Origin of the sequence: Brevibacillus fortis, from assembly GCF_003013395.1 — a bacterium.
Lineage (GTDB): Bacteria > Bacillota > Bacilli > Brevibacillales > Brevibacillaceae > Brevibacillus > Brevibacillus fortis.
Genome location: NZ_PXZM01000029.1, coordinates 145,832 through 161,686, shown reverse-complemented (window position 1 = coordinate 161,686; position 15,855 = coordinate 145,832). Strand labels below are relative to the sequence as shown.

At 47.5% G+C, this 15,855-nt stretch carries 17 protein-coding genes; 13 read left to right on the top strand and 4 right to left on the bottom strand.

The window, feature by feature from the left end:
• Positions 1 to 11: 11 nt before the first annotated feature.
• Entirely contained in the window at positions 12 to 914 is a 903-nt protein-coding gene (gene murB / locus C7R93_RS18235) for a UDP-N-acetylmuramate dehydrogenase (protein ID WP_106840147.1), read from the bottom strand.
• Between the two features lie 221 nt (positions 915 to 1,135).
• Between murB and C7R93_RS18230 the strand changes: the two genes are divergently transcribed.
• Both C7R93_RS18230 and C7R93_RS18225 read left to right on the top strand, forming a co-directional pair.
• The gene (locus tag C7R93_RS18230; RefSeq protein ID WP_106840146.1) at positions 1,136 to 1,771 is read left to right on the top strand and encodes a helix-turn-helix transcriptional regulator; all 636 of its coding nucleotides are present in this window, start codon (positions 1,136 to 1,138) and stop codon (positions 1,769 to 1,771) included.
• Positions 1,772 to 1,807: 36 nt separating this feature from the next.
• Positions 1,808 to 2,725 carry a phosphotransferase gene (locus tag C7R93_RS18225; protein ID WP_106840145.1) on the top strand — a complete coding sequence of 306 codons (918 nt, stop codon included), beginning with the start codon at positions 1,808 to 1,810 and terminating at the stop codon, positions 2,723 to 2,725.
• A gap of 55 nt (positions 2,726 to 2,780) precedes the next feature.
• On the opposite strand, the gene C7R93_RS18220 is transcribed toward C7R93_RS18225, so the two are convergent.
• Complete coding sequence (locus C7R93_RS18220) at positions 2,781 to 3,908, bottom strand: sigma-54 interaction domain-containing protein (RefSeq protein WP_244191577.1); 1,128 nt, start codon at positions 3,906 to 3,908, stop codon at positions 2,781 to 2,783.
• Positions 3,909 to 4,166: 258 nt separating this feature from the next.
• On the opposite strand from C7R93_RS18220, the gene C7R93_RS30940 reads away from it, so the two are divergent.
• The 10 genes from C7R93_RS30940 (at position 4,167) to C7R93_RS18175 (ending at position 13,972) form a co-directional block, all read left to right on the top strand.
• Complete coding sequence (locus C7R93_RS30940; protein ID WP_279629451.1) at positions 4,167 to 4,301, top strand: hypothetical protein; 135 nt, start codon at positions 4,167 to 4,169, stop codon at positions 4,299 to 4,301.
• 286 nt (positions 4,302 to 4,587) lie between these two features.
• On the top strand, positions 4,588 to 5,769 hold the full coding sequence (fmdA, locus tag C7R93_RS18215) for a formamidase (protein ID WP_106840143.1): 1,182 nt from the start codon (positions 4,588 to 4,590) through the stop codon (positions 5,767 to 5,769).
• A 36-nt stretch (positions 5,770 to 5,805) separates the two neighbouring features.
• Positions 5,806 to 6,111: an FmdB family zinc ribbon protein gene (locus tag C7R93_RS18210; RefSeq protein ID WP_106840142.1), complete on the top strand. Its 306-nt coding sequence runs from the start codon at positions 5,806 to 5,808 to the stop codon at positions 6,109 to 6,111.
• Between the two features lie 177 nt (positions 6,112 to 6,288).
• Positions 6,289 to 7,908 carry an AraC family transcriptional regulator gene (locus C7R93_RS18205; protein ID WP_106840141.1) on the top strand — a complete coding sequence of 540 codons (1,620 nt, stop codon included), beginning with the start codon at positions 6,289 to 6,291 and terminating at the stop codon, positions 7,906 to 7,908.
• Positions 7,909 to 7,940: 32 nt separating this feature from the next.
• On the top strand, positions 7,941 to 8,534 hold the full coding sequence (locus C7R93_RS18200) for a nitroreductase family protein (protein ID WP_106840140.1): 594 nt from the start codon (positions 7,941 to 7,943) through the stop codon (positions 8,532 to 8,534).
• The gene (locus C7R93_RS18195; protein WP_106840139.1) at positions 8,509 to 9,546 is read left to right on the top strand and encodes a FecCD family ABC transporter permease; all 1,038 of its coding nucleotides are present in this window, start codon (positions 8,509 to 8,511) and stop codon (positions 9,544 to 9,546) included. Before C7R93_RS18200 ends, C7R93_RS18195 begins: the two co-directional genes overlap by 26 nt.
• Positions 9,546 to 10,571 carry a FecCD family ABC transporter permease gene (locus C7R93_RS18190; protein ID WP_106840138.1) on the top strand — a complete coding sequence of 342 codons (1,026 nt, stop codon included), beginning with the start codon at positions 9,546 to 9,548 and terminating at the stop codon, positions 10,569 to 10,571. The genes C7R93_RS18195 and C7R93_RS18190 overlap by 1 nt, the downstream gene beginning before the upstream one ends.
• A gap of 42 nt (positions 10,572 to 10,613) precedes the next feature.
• Positions 10,614 to 11,615: an ABC transporter substrate-binding protein gene (locus C7R93_RS18185; protein WP_106840137.1), complete on the top strand. Its 1,002-nt coding sequence runs from the start codon at positions 10,614 to 10,616 to the stop codon at positions 11,613 to 11,615.
• Between the two features lie 630 nt (positions 11,616 to 12,245).
• Positions 12,246 to 12,842 carry a PepSY domain-containing protein gene (locus tag C7R93_RS18180; protein WP_106840136.1) on the top strand — a complete coding sequence of 199 codons (597 nt, stop codon included), beginning with the start codon at positions 12,246 to 12,248 and terminating at the stop codon, positions 12,840 to 12,842.
• 197 nt (positions 12,843 to 13,039) lie between these two features.
• Positions 13,040 to 13,972, top strand: coding sequence for a manganese-dependent inorganic pyrophosphatase (locus C7R93_RS18175; protein WP_106840135.1), 933 nt, complete (start codon positions 13,040 to 13,042; stop codon positions 13,970 to 13,972).
• Between the two features lie 51 nt (positions 13,973 to 14,023).
• Here the strand turns inward: C7R93_RS18175 and C7R93_RS30350 are convergent, their stop codons facing one another.
• A complete protein-coding gene (locus C7R93_RS30350; RefSeq protein WP_167402478.1) occupies positions 14,024 to 14,194 on the bottom strand; it encodes a hypothetical protein in 171 nt (56 codons plus the stop codon).
• Between the two features lie 138 nt (positions 14,195 to 14,332).
• On the opposite strand from C7R93_RS30350, the gene C7R93_RS18170 reads away from it, so the two are divergent.
• Positions 14,333 to 15,091 (top strand): MerR family transcriptional regulator, encoded by a 759-nt coding sequence (locus C7R93_RS18170; protein ID WP_106840134.1) that lies wholly within the window; start codon positions 14,333 to 14,335, stop codon positions 15,089 to 15,091.
• Positions 15,092 to 15,144: 53 nt separating this feature from the next.
• On the opposite strand, the gene C7R93_RS18165 is transcribed toward C7R93_RS18170, so the two are convergent.
• On the bottom strand, positions 15,145 to 15,723 hold the full coding sequence (locus C7R93_RS18165; RefSeq protein ID WP_106840133.1) for a pyridoxamine 5'-phosphate oxidase family protein: 579 nt from the start codon (positions 15,721 to 15,723) through the stop codon (positions 15,145 to 15,147).
• Between the last annotated feature and the right edge of the window lie 132 nt (positions 15,724 to 15,855).

The following is a 15,855-nucleotide window of genomic DNA, read 5'->3' as shown; positions in this document are numbered from 1 at the left end:
CCTTTTTATGCTTACTGTTCACCTACGATTACAACCTCAGGAACAAGCTGAATACCTGATTGGCTGTGCACTTTTTCCTGGATCTGCTTCATGAGTGTCGATACATCAAGTGCGGTGGCATTGCCGGTGTTCATAATAAAATTGGCATGTTTGTTCGATACTTCAGCGCCTCCATACCGCATGCCCTTGAGGCCAGCCTCTTCAATGAGCTTTGCAGCAAAATGGCCTGGAGGATTTCTGAAAACACTGCCTGCACAGTCAAAAGGCAGTGGCTGTGTTTTTAGACGCTTCTCTTTATATTGGTTCCACTGGAGCTTGATGCTTTCGCTGTCGCGCGGAGTCAGCTCAAAGATAGCTTCCGTGATAATGACATCAGTATCTTGCAAGGAGGAGTGGCGATAAGAAAAATCCAAATCTACGGCACGCAGGCGGCGTATGGCTCCAGTTTGCGTGATCACTTCGGCAGAATGGAAAATGTCAGAGATATCCGATCCGTTAGCGCCTGCATTCATATACACAGCGCCGCCTACAGACCCGGGTATTCCTCCTGCAAATTCCAAGCCACTGAGCCTGTGCTTGTTTGCCAACGCTGCAAGCTTGATCAAGGAGTAGGCGGCCCCTCCGTAAATCTGATTGCCCACGATTCGGGCATAGTCCAAAGCCTTGTTCAATTTAATGACCGCGCCACGATACCCCTTGTCTGTAACTAAAAGGTTCGAGCCCTTTCCTAGCACCATCCATGGGACATGATGATCATTCAGTATTTGTAGAACCATGATCAGATGGGATTTACTGCTCGGTGTGATTAGTAAATCCGCTGGTCCGCCTATTTTCCAGGTAGTATGTGCCGCCAAAGGCTCCTGATAAGTCACCTCGACCTGTCGTTCACGAAGAAGGGAGAATACAGGTTTCATTCGTTTCACCTATCCTTTTTGGAAAAAAGCACCTTGCACTTCAATTACAGTATATGCACAAATTTATATATATTCAACTAAAATGTTTAATAAGTTGCAACTGTGTAGATTTCGTTATGAACAAAGACTGTCACTTTGTAAACATGTTTGTTGAATTAGTTTTGCAAAGGGCATATACTGTGAGCGTATCGTTCTTTTCCAATTAAAGGGGCGAAGAGAAAATGGAGAGATATAGACACCTATCTACACGAGAATACATTCTTTTATTGCTGAAAAGGGAAGGGGAGCTCAGCACAAAAGATTTGCAAAACAAGCTGGAGCTCACAAAGGTAGCTGTCAGCAGGCAGATGATCTACTTGGAAAAAGACGGTTTCGTTGTGTGCAGAGTGGGGCGTCAAAAAGCAGGCAGACCGATGCACTACTACTCATTGACACAGCAAGGTAACGAGCAATTTCCGAATGATTACGGGCAATTAGCCGTTGATTTGATGGAGCATATCGTGCTGGCAGATGGGACAGACCGAGTTGATCAATTTTTCGCAAGACAGCAAGAGAAGATTATCCAGAAATACGAGGGACAAATGGCAGGAAAAGAGCTATCTGAAAAGGTAGCAGAGATGGCACGCATCCAAGATGAGAACGGATTCATGGCGAGGTGGGAACGAGAAAGCGATGAGGAATTTGTGATCACACAGCACAATTGTCCATATTTTAAAGTAGCAGACCGGTATCAGATGATCTGTGAAAGAGAGCTGAATTGTTACCGAGCGTTACTCCAGACGAGTGTAGAACGGACGGAGTGTGTGGCAATCGGAGGGAAGAAATGTGTCTATGTGATCCGTTCTACGCATTCGTAGCTACGAAACATAATCACAATAGGAGGGAAGGCAAATATGACCAACGCGAATCCATGGGATGCTGACTGGGAAGTATCCGAACCATTGGCGAGCGCACTCATCTTCCGTCAGTTTCCGCAGTTATCTTCTATGCCAATTAAGCTTATTGGCTGTGGTTGGGATAACGTGGTCTTTCGCGTGGGGGACGATTATGTTTTCCGTTTTCCGAGGCGGAATGTCGCTGTTGAATTGATCAAAAAGGAAGGGGTGCTGCTGCCAATGCTTGCGGCATTCCTGACGCTTCCGTATCCGAAGCCAGTTTTTTACGGTGAACCTAGCAACGACTATCCATTCCCTTTTTTGGGGTACACGTTCGTACCGGGAACGTTTCCAAAAGGCTTGACCGACGAACAGCGTGCTTCATCGGCAGTGGCACTCGCGACATTTTTAAAAAGACTGCACGCGTTTCCGCCCGAGCATGCACGCGAGAACGGGGGCGAGCATGATCACAGGAACCTCCTGGACATTGCACAGAGAAAAGAAAAGATGCAGACATTCTTGTCTACCTTGGCCGTACATATTTCGGACGAGGATCGGGATGCGATCGCGAATTATTTGGGGCAGGTCTTGATAAACCGAATAAGTCCGCGTGAAGTTCTTCTGCATGGAGACCTCCATGTGAAAAATATGCTGGTAGGTGAAGCTGGGCAGATATCAGGCATCATTGACTGGGGAGATCTCAACGTGGGTCACCCAGGAGCAGATTTAAATGTGGCTTACAGTTTTTTACCGCCACAGGCCCGCCAGCCTTTTTTCCATGCGTATGGAGAAGTGGATGAAGAGACAAAAATATTGGCCAGGATGATGGCGGTGTACATTCCGATGCTACTCTGGATGCAAGCCATTGATAACCATGACGAAGAAATGGCAGAGGAAGCACGAATGACGATACGGCGAGCACTCGCTAACGAATAGGGCATCTGCAAAATATTTCGGGGGACAAGCCGCTTACGCTCATCCCCCGATTTCCTTATCCGATTCCTAACTCTTCCATTTTTCGATACAGGGTGCTTCGCGCAATTCCTAGCTTTTTGGCAGCGGCGCTGATTGATGGAGCTTGTGTGATGGCTTGCTGGATCGTCTGTCGCTCTAATTCTCGCAACAAAGGCAATGGTTCCCCAGAAGCTTCTTGCAATCCGTACTGTTGCTGCCATTCACTAGGGAGATGGTGAGAGGTGAGCCACGAATCGCCGTACGCATGTAAAAACGCTCGCTCTATAATATTGCGAAGCTCACGAATATTTCCGGGCCAAGAGTGCTGCTGCAAGATTGCCAGAGCAGATTCACAGATGCCTGTCGGACCGCCAGCGTATTGGGTATGAAGCTGCTGGAGGAACTCGTCAGCCAAGGTTGCAATGTCTTCCTTTCGTTCGCGCAGTGGAGGGATGCGTATTTGCAGGACATTCAGCCGGTAGTAAAGGTCTGCACGAAACAGCCCGTTCCGTACATCTTCTTCAATGGAACGATTGGTGGCAGCGATAATCCGGATGTCCAATGGCTTTTCTTCGTGAGAGCCCAATCTCGTCACTTTTCGTTCTTCCAGCACCCGCAGCAAAAGCACTTGAAGCTCCATACTCATTTCCCCGATTTCATCGAGAAAAAGCGTTCCTCCATTTGCTGCTTCAAATTTTCCCGGTTGCCCTCCTTTTTTTGCTCCAGTAAAAGCTCCTTCTGTATATCCAAACAGCTCACTGGCGATAAGCTCGCGTGGAAGTGCTGCGATATTGACTGCAAGAAAAGGGCCGTCTTTTCGCGAACTGGATGAGTGGATGGCACGTGCAAGGACTTCTTTGCCACAGCCTGTTTCTCCCAGCAATAACGTATTCGATAAAGATTGTGCAGCGATACGTGCTGTATGTAGTTGGGCTTGATAGAGGGGACTATTCGTTTGAATCTCTGAAAACGAGTAGCTGCTAGCTGTTTTTGACAAGGTTGACATGCATGGGCGAATAAGAAAAAGACGATACCCCGTCTTTTCCCCCAGATCGAGTTCTTCCAAAAACCAATTGCTTAAGCGTTCTTGTTCCCAATCTACCTCGAGTACAAGGCCTTCATATAACGAAAATCGTTCTTGTGCCCGCTTGTTAGAAAACAGCACAACCCCCTCGTCACTGACCGCGATTAGGTATTCTTGGCTGTGTTCGGCCCATGCGAAAAGAAGACTCTTCCAATTGGGAGCTGAATGAGAGACGTGGCTGAGAGCTGGAATCACAGGATCAGATTGAGGTGTAGAAGGGCGTCTCGTAGTTGAAAGAGATAGCGGGAGAAATGGCAAAGAGCCATTATGTAGGAAATGAATAAGTGCATCCCTGATCAGAGAAAATTCGTAGGGTGAAAAATTCGCGGAGGCCTGTAATTGCTGATAGAGAGAATGAAAGACAGCATGAGAGATCGTGCGATGATGGGAACGCTCGATTACAGCGGAAGAATCGAAAGACGAGAGCAGTATGCCGGCTTCAAAAATCGTTCTCGCACCCTTTCTTGGTTATAGTTTGTTTGTTCGATCGTGGGACAGGTGTCCGACAAGGAAGCAGGGAAACAAACGACACACAATGACGAAAGCGATACAAGAGATGAGAGATATTTCCGGTCAAAGACAGATCAACTGCATGACCTGTTTTGCGACAAGCTCTATGTAATAAGTATACAGGAGAAAATAGCCAAAAGAATCGGTATCATCAAATTTTTATCGAGACCTGCAAGCATTGGCATGTCATTTGCTTCTTTTTTGTGAATGTACATCATTCGCAATTTTGAACATGTGAGGGGGAAGCAGCATGCCAGAAGTTTTATTTCGAGTTGACTTGAACAAGCCGATGGAGGAGCAGGATACACCTGGTCACAACAGATGGCACCCAGACATTCCGGCAACAGTTTCCGTGAATCCAGGAGCTGTTTTCCGCATGGAATGTAAGGACTGGACGGACGGGCAGATCAGTAACAACGATGACCCTTCCGACATTCGCGATGTCAATCTCAATCGCGTCCATGTGCTCAGTGGACCTGTCTGGGTGAATGGAGCAGAACCAGGCGACCTCCTGGTTGTCGATATTCTCGATATCGGGGCACTTCCCCAATCGGAATGGGGCTTTAACGGGATTTTCGCCAAAGAAAACGGCGGGAGCTTCCTCGTCGATCATTACGCACAAGCGGCCAAGTCGATCTGGGACTTCCACGGAATATACACGACCTCTCGTCATTTGCCAGGAGTCAAATTTGCTGGCCTTCTTCATCCAGGCTTGATCGGTACGGCACCTTCCCACCAGCTACTGGATCGCTGGAACCGAAGAGAGAGCGACCTCGTAGCGACAAATCCTGAACGAATGCCGCCACTCGCTAATTTGCCGACCCCGCACAGCGCGGTGTTGGGCAGTTTAAAAGGAGCCGAGTTTGATCGGATTGCCAGAGAAGCGGCTCGAACTGTCCCTCCTCGCGAGCATGGCGGAAACTGCGATATTAAAAACTTGTCCAAAGGCACTCGCATCTACTTCCCGGTTTATGTAAATGGAGCGAAGCTGTCCATGGGCGATTTGCATTTTTCACAAGGAGACGGTGAAGTGACCTTCTGCGGTGGAATTGAAATGGCTGGATGGCTGGATCTTCATGTCGACGTAATCAAGGGCGGGATGGCAAAGTATAACATCGTGAATAACCCTGTATTCAAGCCAGGTCCAGTAGAGCCTCGCTACACGGAATACCTCGTTTTCGAAGGAATTTCTGTCCATGAGACGACAGGGCAGCAGCTGTACATGGATGCGCACGTCGCTTACCGCAATGCATGCCTAAATGCCATCGAGTATTTGAAAACAGCGATGGGTTTCACGGGGGAGCAGGCCTACATGCTGCTGGGTACGGCACCGGTGGAGGGAAGAATTGCGGGGATCGTCGATATTCCGAACGCGTGCTGCACCTTGTCTATCCCAACTAGCATTTTTGATCGAGATATTTTACCGAAGTAGTCTAGAAAAAGACCGCGAAAGAGGGAGCCAAATACGATGCCGAGATACGATTACATGTGCGAGGAATGTGGTCCATTTGTACAGTGGCTGAAGATGAGCGAGCTTACAGATAGCGTTGCGTGCCCCGATTGCCAGCAACCGTCAAAGCGTTTGTATGCTGCACCAGGATTGATCATGACACCGCAAGCGTTGCGCCAACGTATCGAGCGTGGTGTGGAACCGAAAATCGTCAGGAAACAAGCTCATTCACACGAGGGAGCAGGGTGCAGCCATGGGAGTCACTCGTATGGTGGTCATTCCCACAGCCGCGGGGGGAAGCGACCTTGGATGGTCGGACACTGAGTCATAAGAATAACTTAAGTGGAGAGGGAAAAACGCCGAGTGGTCATCTTGATGATCGTTAGGCGTTTTTTTGCTTTTTCTCATTCAAGTGCAATTGCAGTTTTATCCAGTCTCCCGTACAATTAATGAGAATTGTTATCAATGGATTGCTACATCATGATTCAAGAGGAGTTAGTTATGGGGAAAACAGACAAATATAGTGATCCGAATGTCATCACTGTAAATGATGTGCAAGTTTTGTCCATTTCAAAAGAATGGAAGCTTGCAGAAGCGAGAGATAGAAGCGAACAAATAATCATTCTGGTAATAGAGGGCAGGGCGTCGTTTCGGTTGGATAAGACAGGAGGGATGCTTACCCAGGGAGATTTCTTGGTCATATCTCCAGAGGATATAGAGGAAGGGCTCGCCCTTTTGCCCATTACGGAGAACATCTATGTTTGTTATGTGGCGCTTTTTGCTGCTCATGCCAGAAAAGAAAGGGATGGCTGGCTCATAAACGAAGTGATGCTACCAATCCAGGGGAAGCACCATATCGAAGCAATCTCCTTGATTCACCATCACATCGAACAATTGCATCTGGCATGGCGAAAGGATCATTTCGATCAGGCAACCATGCAAATTCTTTTTCTGAAGCTATGGCAAGCGATTATGGCTGGAATTACGCTGCAAGAGAAAAAAACAGATCGTCAGCAACTTCTTCAAGGGATCGCTGAGCATATGGAGCAGCATTGTGAGGAGACTTTTCAAATTGAAGAGATGGCTCGCTACTCAGGAATGACGCCGACCCTTTTCTATCAGCAGTTTAAGGAGTACACCTCGCTCACTCCCTTGCAATTCATCAATCGGAAACGAATGGAGAAGGCCTGTCAGCTTCTGGTGGCGGAGGACGTGATGATTCCTGAGGTAGCTAGTGAAGTTGGCTATCGGGATGTGTACTATTTCAGTCGGATGTTTAAAAAGATCGTTGGCGTGCCCCCTTATCGCTTCAAGAAATCGTTACACAAGAAAATAGCCGTTCTCCATCCAGCAATCATCGGCGATCTGCTTGCATTGGGGGTTTCGATTCAACATCTGATCCCCGTTTGGGAAAAGCATCGGCAAAAGCGGCCGTACTCCCAGATGGAAGCTGCTACGTTGGAATTTGACTTGTATCGTCTGCGCCAGATGGAGCCGGATTTGATTGTCGGTACAGATCAGGTTGCACCATGGCTTGAACAATTGGAAGCCATTGCACCGACACAGCTCATTCCTTTCAAAACAACGACCTGGCGAGATCATTTGCAGCAGGTAGCTACCATGCTGGGAATTGCAGAGGTGGCGACGAGTTGGCTCTATTATTATGATCTGAAAGCAGTTGCTGCCCGCGAGCGTATCCGCAAAAAAATTGGGAATGAAACCGTTATGGCAGTGAGGGCTTGGGATGGTGGAGCCCGTATCTTTGGGGCGAGAAGGCGGAAAATTTCCGATATTTTATACGGTGACCTACAGGTGAGACCGCCAATGGGAACAGATCATTTTGCCTTTCTGGATATCACGAGCCTGGATGAACTTCATGATTTTCAGGCTGATCATATTCTGCTTTTCGACGAAAGGAAAATTCGCACGGATGTACGCAAGCATCGATTAAAAGGAAATGTACATCGAGCTGGGGTATATCCTTGGCTGCATTATTCCGCACTCGGCCATGAGCAGGCGATTTCAGAGGCGCTCACGCATTTTGCAGAGTCACAGGAATGTACAAAAAAGGAATCAGGTTCTTCAATTTTCTTGCGTCCACAAGTTTGTGATAATGATTGAGAATGAGTATCACTATTGTTGGAGGGAACGAGATGATGTCACCACAGTATCCGATTGCACAAGCGATCCGTGACCGCAGAACCATAAAGAAATTCAAGCCAGATCCGGTTCCACTGGAACTGATTCGTGAGTTGCTGGATGTAGCCGTCTGGGCGCCTAACCACGGACTGCGCGAGCCTTGGCGATTCGTTCTGTATAGGGAGGAAGGCAAGCAGATTGTCGTCGATGCCATTCTTCAAAATGCCATGAAAAAAAGAGATCCTGAATTACTCTTACGCGTTCCGGCGTATTTATTCGTCATCGTCAACGAAGACTCTCGGCAAAGAGAACGGGAAGAGGACTATGCGGCAGCCTGCACGTTGATTCAAAACTTTCAGCTTGCGGCGTGGGAGCGGGGATTGGGCGTCGTTTGGAAAACGGAACCGTTCACGTATCAAGCAGGATTTTTGCAAGCGGTAGGGGTACGTGCGGAGGAAAAACTCGTAGGAATGCTTCAGCTTGGCTTTCCGGAGGTCATCCCGGAAGCACGAGCGAGAACGGCTGCAAATGACAAGCTGACCGTGATTGATTCAACCGTTGCTTTGGAGGATAAGAAGGGAAATGTCACTGTCACAGCCGATCACTAAAAATGCTTCGCTTCGAACTAGGCCGTGGATGGCGACCGTTTTAATTGTTGCGGGGATATGCGCCATCTTGTTCGGGCTAGGTTCATCCATTATCACGGGAGTGGCTAACATCTCGTTTGCCACCGTTTGGAACTCGATTTTTCACTATGATTCTAGCAACGAGCACCACGTCATTATTCAAACACTGAGATTGCCACGTGCCTTGGCAGGAGCGTTGGTGGGTGCTGCTTTTGCCGTAGCGGGAGCCATTATGCAAGGCGTCACGAGAAATCCGATTGCGGATACGGGCTTGATGGGCATTAATGCAGGGGCTGGATTCGTGCTCGTACTCGTTTTTGCTTTTGCACCAGGACTCCCTTTTGAGTCTATTATTCTCTTTTCTTTTATCGGAGCGGGTTTGGGGGTAGGTCTTGTTTATGGACTGGCCTATTTTTCTAAAAACGGTTTGACACCTTTACGACTCGCGTTGGCGGGAGCAGTCGTCAGCTCACTCATATCAGGAATCAGTCAGGCGATTTCCCTCTTGTTTCAGATCAACTACGATCTGGCTTTCTGGTCGGCCGGGGGGATCTCTACAGCGGAGTGGTTTCAAGTATCCGTCATGATGCCATGGATTGTGGGAGGAATCATTGTGGCAATGATTCTTTCTCGCTCCATTACCATTTTGAGTCTGGGAGAAGAGATAGCAGCGGGACTCGGACAAAAGACCAGGCTGGTGAAGGGGGTGGCGGCGGTTGTCGTCATGGTGCTGGCAGGTGCTTCAGTCTCAACGGTTGGCGGTGTTGGGTTTGTCGGTCTCGTCGTCCCACATATCGTTCGTTTTCTGGTCGGGGTTGATTACCGCTGGATTATTCCTTGTTCGGCAGTCATGGGAGGCGTTTTGGTTGTTTTTGCAGACATTGGAGCCAAAATGATAGCGATGCCCTACGAGACACCGCTTGGCGCTATTATCGCTGTCATCGGAGTCCCTTTCTTCCTGTACCTGGCTCGTAAGGAAAGGAGGGAGTGGTAGTGGACATCGATCTATTTTCCGAAAAAAGAAAAAGCCGTAGTGTCCGACTGATCCTCCTTTTCGCGGTACTTTTGCTTGTCGGTTTTGTCCTGAGCTTGAACACGGGACCGTACAGTATTGGGCCCTTCGAGGTGTTGCAGACGTTGCTGGGGGAGGGCTCGAAAAAGCAGAATCTCGTGCTGTTTGAGCTGCGGCTTCCTCGGATGGTGATTGCGGTCATGATTGGGGCTGGGCTTGCTGTATCGGGAGCGATTCTGCAAGGAATCTCTCGCAATGGTCTGTCTGACCCCGGCATTCTTGGAATCAGTTCAGGTGCTGGACTGTCCGTATTGTTGTTCGTCTCTCTTTATCCCGCGACGAATATGGCTCCCCCTTTTTTGATGCCGTTTCTCGCACTCATCGGTGCCACTGTCACTGCGACCATCATCTATCTGCTTGCATACAAGCGGGGCCATGGAATATCACCTACTCGTCTTTTGCTTACAGGGATTGCAGTTGGGGCGGGGCTTAGTGCCATCAGCATTATTTTGACGCTTCAGTTGAATCCGCGGAACCTCGAGTTTGTCGTCACTTGGCAAATGGGATCGTTGTGGGGTTCCAATTGGAAGTTCGTGCTGGCACTGTTGCCGTGGATGGTGATCCTGTTGCCGTACGTGTATCGGAAGGCAAGTGTGCTGAACCTGCTCAGTATGAACGAACAAATTGCAGCAAGTCTGGGCGTATCTCTTCAACGGGAGCGACTGGCCTTGATGGCGGGAGCGGTTGGTCTGGCTGCGTCGAGTGTAGCGACTGGCGGAGGGATAGGGTTTATCGGCTTGCTTGGCCCGCATATCGCGCGCAGATTGGTCGGTCCCCAGCATCAATACATGCTGCCCATTACGGCGCTCGTCGGTTCATTGCTCGTATTGGCCGGGGATACGATAGGGCGAAGCATCATGCCGGCTACAGAAGTACCAGCGGGCATTGTCATTTCCCTCATTGGGGGCCCTTATTTTCTGTATTTGTTGATCCGGTCAAAAGGGTAAGACACGTTTGAAATCAGGAGATGAAAAAGGAGTTCAATATATATGAAAAAGAAACTATCAGGCATTCTGTCCGTAATCTTAGCCACAGCCGTCGTGGCGGGGTGCGGGGCAGGACAGGCGACGACAGACACAAACGCTAACAATAAAACGCAAACGGTTGAGGCAGGAGCATCACAACCTGATACAAAAGGGACAGGGGAGCCTGTGTATCCGCGAACCATCAAGCATACGATGGGAGAAGTCACACTGGAGAAAAAGCCAGAGCGTGTCGCTTCTGTTGATATCATGGGAACAGATTACTTCCTCGTACTAGATTTTGCTCCGATTGTATCCGAAGGCTTTGAGTCGACGAAAAGTAAGTCACCCATTTTTGCGAAGTATGCGGAAGGGAAAACGGTGAAGGATCTGGGTGGAAAAACGAATTTGGAGACCTTGTTGGAGATGGACCCAGAGGTTATTGTCATGACAAGCACCGGAAAAGGCTCTAGATTTGAGGAATTCAACAAAATGGCTGATTCCATCGTCATTGATTTCTCAGTGGATGCACCCAACCGCCTCATGAAAATAGCGGAAGTGATTGGTAAAGAAGAAAAGGCGAAGCAAGTTTTGGCCGATTTTGATAAGCTGAAGAACGAAGCAAAAGCAGCAGCAGATAAGCATAAAGGAGAAACGGTGCTATTCCTCGTTTCCAATGGTAAGGATTTTACGGTGATGCATCCCAAAAACTTCCCGATTTACTATGAGGAAGTGGGGCTGACACCGATAACAGGATTGCCCGAGGATGGCAAGATTGGGGGGCGTATCGGAATCGAGGCGTTGAGTGAGCTCGCTCCCGATCATATCTTTATTGCTGAGAACCGTCGTTCGGCGAAAGCAGAGGAGCCGGAAGGGTTGATTCATATCTGGAAGGATCATCCTGTCTGGAAAAACCTCAAAGCAGTGAAAAACAACCATGTTTACACCATGGATACACTCGCGGGCGATACGTTCTTCCTGGGAGAAATCGCTGGATTGGAAGCCATTAAGATCAATCTCGGAAAATAGAAAATACTTATGCGATAGCCCCCTTGCTGTCACTCCTTTTTCACATGAATGGTTTATCGTAAACGTATAAGAAGCACTCTACAAGATTAGTAGAGTGCTTTTGTTTATTTTCGATTGTCTGATTCCGAATAGGCATAGGAGATAGCTTGTGTTGCTTGTGCAGTCAATTGGATACGTGCTGGGTTTTTCACTTCCAAGGTCATAACGGACATGACGACCATGTGCATGGTTACGAGAAAATAGATTCAAAAAAAGATGTTTTTCAAAAGTGGTGATTCCACGGAAAAATCGTTTCTCCTTCTCATTTAAGAACAACTGCCATTCACGCTCTCTTTCGCATGTTATCGAGTCAGCTGTTGTCCTCTCGATTGCTTTTATTATACAGAAAGAAGCGGAAAGCACGCAAAAGCGCGGATGTTTCATTCTTACAGCCGGAATGGATCGTTTTTGCCAGTAGAAAACACGCGCTCTTTTTGTTAAGCGTGCTGGCTCACTGGCAATCATGGAATCTGTGAGAGGTCTTATCTATTTTCTCATCAATTTCTAATCTCTCTCTTTTTTTTCCTTCATCTGCCCTTTTTATGATAAAGGAGATCAAACAAAACCAGTTAAAAAAAGGAGCGAGATCATATGAAAAAAGTAGTCATGACCATGGTAGGAGCACTGATTGTAGGGAGCCTCAGCGTAACAGCCTTTGCACATAGCAACCAGTACAACAGCGGACAGCAAAAGAACACTTCTACCGTGTACCTGCAAATCGACGATGATGTGAAACACAATTGGGCGAAGCTCGTGCGCATCACTCCTGAAAAAGCACTCAAAAAAGTTCGGGATGTACAGTCTGGTATTATTACGGAATGGAAGCTGGATGAAGAGGACGGTTTCCTCGTATACAAAGCAGAGATCAAAAACAAGCATCAAGAGTTTGATGTGTACGTCGACGCGATGACTGGCGAGGTGTGGCAAACAGTTGACCACGATGACAATGATGATCATGACGACGACAACGACGATCAGTGGAAAAACCAACAAGTGAAAATCAGTGTAGAGCAAGCGAAAAAAATCGCTTTGGCGAAAGTGAACGGTAACATCAAATCCATTAAGCTGGATGAAGACGATAACCAATACGTGTATGACGTGGAAGTGAAAACGGCGAAAGGACAGGAAGTAGATTTGGAGATTTCCGCTACGACAGGTGCTGTACTGGATGTAGACTGGGACGATTAATCGAATCAGCTATATTGCTCACCGACCCTTTACTATGTAGAGGGTCGGTTTTTTGTGTCATGGCCTCCCATTTTTTACTAATTGATCTTGAAAACCGTATTTCCAATGATCCAATTTGAACCTATAATGGATCTTGGGCATATCCTCTAACCTATGGTATAATTTTGACGCCAAATCACGATTAAGGAGTATGGATGATGGAAAAAAAACTAATCTTCGGTCATAAAAATCCAGACACGGATTCCATTTGTTCAGCACTGGTGTACGCTGACTTGAAAACAAAACTGGGCGCGAATGTAGAGCCTGTACGCCTCGGTGTAATCAGCAGCGAAACAGCATTTGTGTTGAATTACTTCCAAGTAAAAGAGCCTCGCCTCGTAGAAACAGTGGCGAATGAAGTAAATGAAGTCATCCTTGTAGACCACAACGAGCGCCAACAAAGCGCGAATGATATTGAGCAAGTGCAAGTGGTAGAAGTGATCGACCATCATCGTATTGCGAACTTTGAGACGAGCAATCCTCTCTACTTCCGTGCAGAGCCAGTTGGATGCACGACAACCATTTTGAAGAAAATGTACAAAGAAAACGGCGTAGACATTCCAAAAGAAATAGCGGGCTTGATGCTTTCTGCCATCATTTCGGATACGTTGCTGTTGAAATCTCCAACGTGCACGGAGCAAGATGTAGCGGCAGCACATGAGCTGGCTGAAATCGCGGGTGTCAATCTGGAAGCATACGGTCTGGACATGCTCAAAGCGGGGGCAGACTTAAGCGACAAAACAATCGCACAACTGCTCACACTGGATGCAAAAGAGTTCCAAATGGGCAATGCGAAAGTAGAAATCGCGCAAGTAAATGCAGTTGATGTCAATGATGTACTCACACGCCAAAGCGAATTGGAATCGGCTATGAATGCAAACATCGCTGAAAAAGGTTTGGACCTGTTCGTGTTTGTCGTAACGGATATCTTGAACAACGACTCTGTTGCAATCGCTCTTGGTAGCGCAACACAAGCAGTAGAAAAAGCGTACCAAGTAACATTGGTAGACAACAAAGCTGTTCTGAAGGGCGTTGTCTCCCGTAAAAAACAAATCGTACCGGTATTGACCGATACGTTCCAAGCTCTGTAAAAAAGAAAGTTGGCTGCCTTGCACACGATGCGGGCAGCCAACTTTCTTTTTTTACATTCCTTGGGTAGGATTGTTGTGCATTTGGAACAAGGTTTGCTGGGCGTATGCATCGTCAGCATAATGGGTGATAGCATGTTTGTCTCTTGCTTTGAGACTGAGCAGCCCTGTTAATCCCCAGCCAGCACCAAGTATGGCTACAATGAAGCCGATGACATAGAGCATCGCATAACCTCCTTTGTAATACCCTTCCTATTATTTTAACAAATAATAAAAATAGAGTAACGCCAATTTTATTATGAAAATGTGTTTGACATTGACGGTCCGTAAATGTGTACGATCAATTTGTCAGGAGGAATGAACATGGAATATACGGTGCAAAAGCTAGGACTCCTGGCGGGTGTCAGCACCCGGACGCTCCGATACTACGATGAAATTGATCTTCTCAAGCCGGCGAGAATCAATTCGTCAGGGTATCGCATTTACGGACAGCAAGAGGTGGATCGATTGCAGCAAATCCTTTTCTACCGCGAGCTGGGTGTGAGCTTGGAGGAGATCAAGGAGATTCTGGATTCACCAACCTTTGATGCTGACCGGGCACTGCGGGAGCACCGCGAGAAGCTCCTGGATAGGCGAGCGCAATTGGATGCGTTAATCGCCAATGTCGATTTGACATTAGCACAAAGAGAGGGGACCAAAACGATGAGTGACAAGCAAAAATTTGAAGGCTTCAAGCAAAAGTTGATTGACGACAACGAGGCTCAGTACGGAGAAGAGATTCGCACAAAATATGGAAGTGACCAGATTGACAAATCGAATCACAAAATCAAAGGAATGACGGAGCAGGAGTACGCCGCACTTGAGCAGTTGAATGAAGAACTGCATGAGACATTGGCGCAGGCTTTTGCGACGGGAGATCCTGCACATGAGCTTTCCCAAAAAGCAGCTGATCTTCACCGTCAATGGCTCAGCTTTTATTGGGACAGCTACAGCAAAGAAGCTCACGCAGGTGTTGCGCAGATGTACGTCGATGACCCGCGCTTTACTGCTTACTATGACAAGGAACAGCCAGGTGTAGCAGCGTTTCTTCGCGATGCGGTCGTCATTTATACCAGCAAGTAAAGAGGTTTCAAACAAAGAAGCTGCGAGCAAGGCAGCTTCTTTGCGTTGTACGATTAGTTATCCCCTTCTACTACAGGAAAAAGCTTTTGTCCCAATGGTGTTGGCAATCCATCCATGCTTCGTACGTTGTTTTCTTGTTGATAAGCAAGCAGTTCCTGCTCGTCTTTCGCCAGGGTCCATTTCTGAAGGGTTTCGCGTTCTTTTGAAAAGGAGTAGAAGGGGATTGCCCAGCCGCAAGAGGTCTTTACTTCCTGTATGTTTACGGTAATGATTTGACGAGCACCGGGCAGAAGTGGGAAGTCATTTACGAGCTCATCCCATCTGGGCGTATCTGGGAGAATAACCGTTCCTTTGCCGTATAGGCGCATGATGAGAGGGGGGCCTTCGAATGCACAGAACATGATAGTAATTCTGCCATTTTCCTGCAGATGAGCACTGGTTTCGTTTCCGCTTCCAGTCAGGTCCAAGTAAGCGACCTCTGTGGGCGATAATATGCGCAAAGAATCGTACCCTTTCGGTGAAAGATTCACGTGACCATCTGTGTCCATAGGAGCAGAGGCAACAAAGAACATCTGTTGCTTCTTGATGAACGCCTCATGCTCAGGTCGTAATTCTGAAAAAAGCTGACCCATTTTTGTACCCCTCCAGATAATGGAATTGTTTTTGCTGCCCTCATATTACGATAAAAATATGAAGATTTTGTGTTGTTTATCCCCAATGCGTCCACTATAGATGGTAAAGTGTAAATATTCCAGCAATATATT

Bases quoted from the DNA above. Each gene is read 5' to 3' on its own strand.
- murB (WP_106840147.1), bottom strand. From the start codon at position 914: ATGAAACCTGTATTCTCCCTTCTTCGTGAACGACAGGTCGAGGTGACT.
- C7R93_RS18230 (WP_106840146.1), top strand. From the start codon at position 1,136: ATGGAGAGATATAGACACCTATCTACACGAGAATACATTCTTTTATTG.
- C7R93_RS18225 (WP_106840145.1), top strand. From the start codon at position 1,808: ATGACCAACGCGAATCCATGGGATGCTGACTGGGAAGTATCCGAACCA.
- fmdA (WP_106840143.1), top strand. From the start codon at position 4,588: ATGCCAGAAGTTTTATTTCGAGTTGACTTGAACAAGCCGATGGAGGAG.
- C7R93_RS18210 (WP_106840142.1), top strand. From the start codon at position 5,806: ATGCCGAGATACGATTACATGTGCGAGGAATGTGGTCCATTTGTACAG.
- C7R93_RS18205 (WP_106840141.1), top strand. From the start codon at position 6,289: ATGGGGAAAACAGACAAATATAGTGATCCGAATGTCATCACTGTAAAT.
- C7R93_RS18200 (WP_106840140.1), top strand. From the start codon at position 7,941: ATGATGTCACCACAGTATCCGATTGCACAAGCGATCCGTGACCGCAGA.
- C7R93_RS18195 (WP_106840139.1), top strand. From the start codon at position 8,509: ATGTCACTGTCACAGCCGATCACTAAAAATGCTTCGCTTCGAACTAGG.
- C7R93_RS18185 (WP_106840137.1), top strand. From the start codon at position 10,614: ATGAAAAAGAAACTATCAGGCATTCTGTCCGTAATCTTAGCCACAGCC.
- C7R93_RS18180 (WP_106840136.1), top strand. From the start codon at position 12,246: ATGAAAAAAGTAGTCATGACCATGGTAGGAGCACTGATTGTAGGGAGC.
- C7R93_RS18175 (WP_106840135.1), top strand. From the start codon at position 13,040: ATGGAAAAAAAACTAATCTTCGGTCATAAAAATCCAGACACGGATTCC.
- C7R93_RS30350 (WP_167402478.1), bottom strand. From the start codon at position 14,194: ATGCTCTATGTCATCGGCTTCATTGTAGCCATACTTGGTGCTGGCTGG.
- C7R93_RS18170 (WP_106840134.1), top strand. From the start codon at position 14,333: ATGGAATATACGGTGCAAAAGCTAGGACTCCTGGCGGGTGTCAGCACC.
- C7R93_RS18165 (WP_106840133.1), bottom strand. From the start codon at position 15,723: ATGGGTCAGCTTTTTTCAGAATTACGACCTGAGCATGAGGCGTTCATC.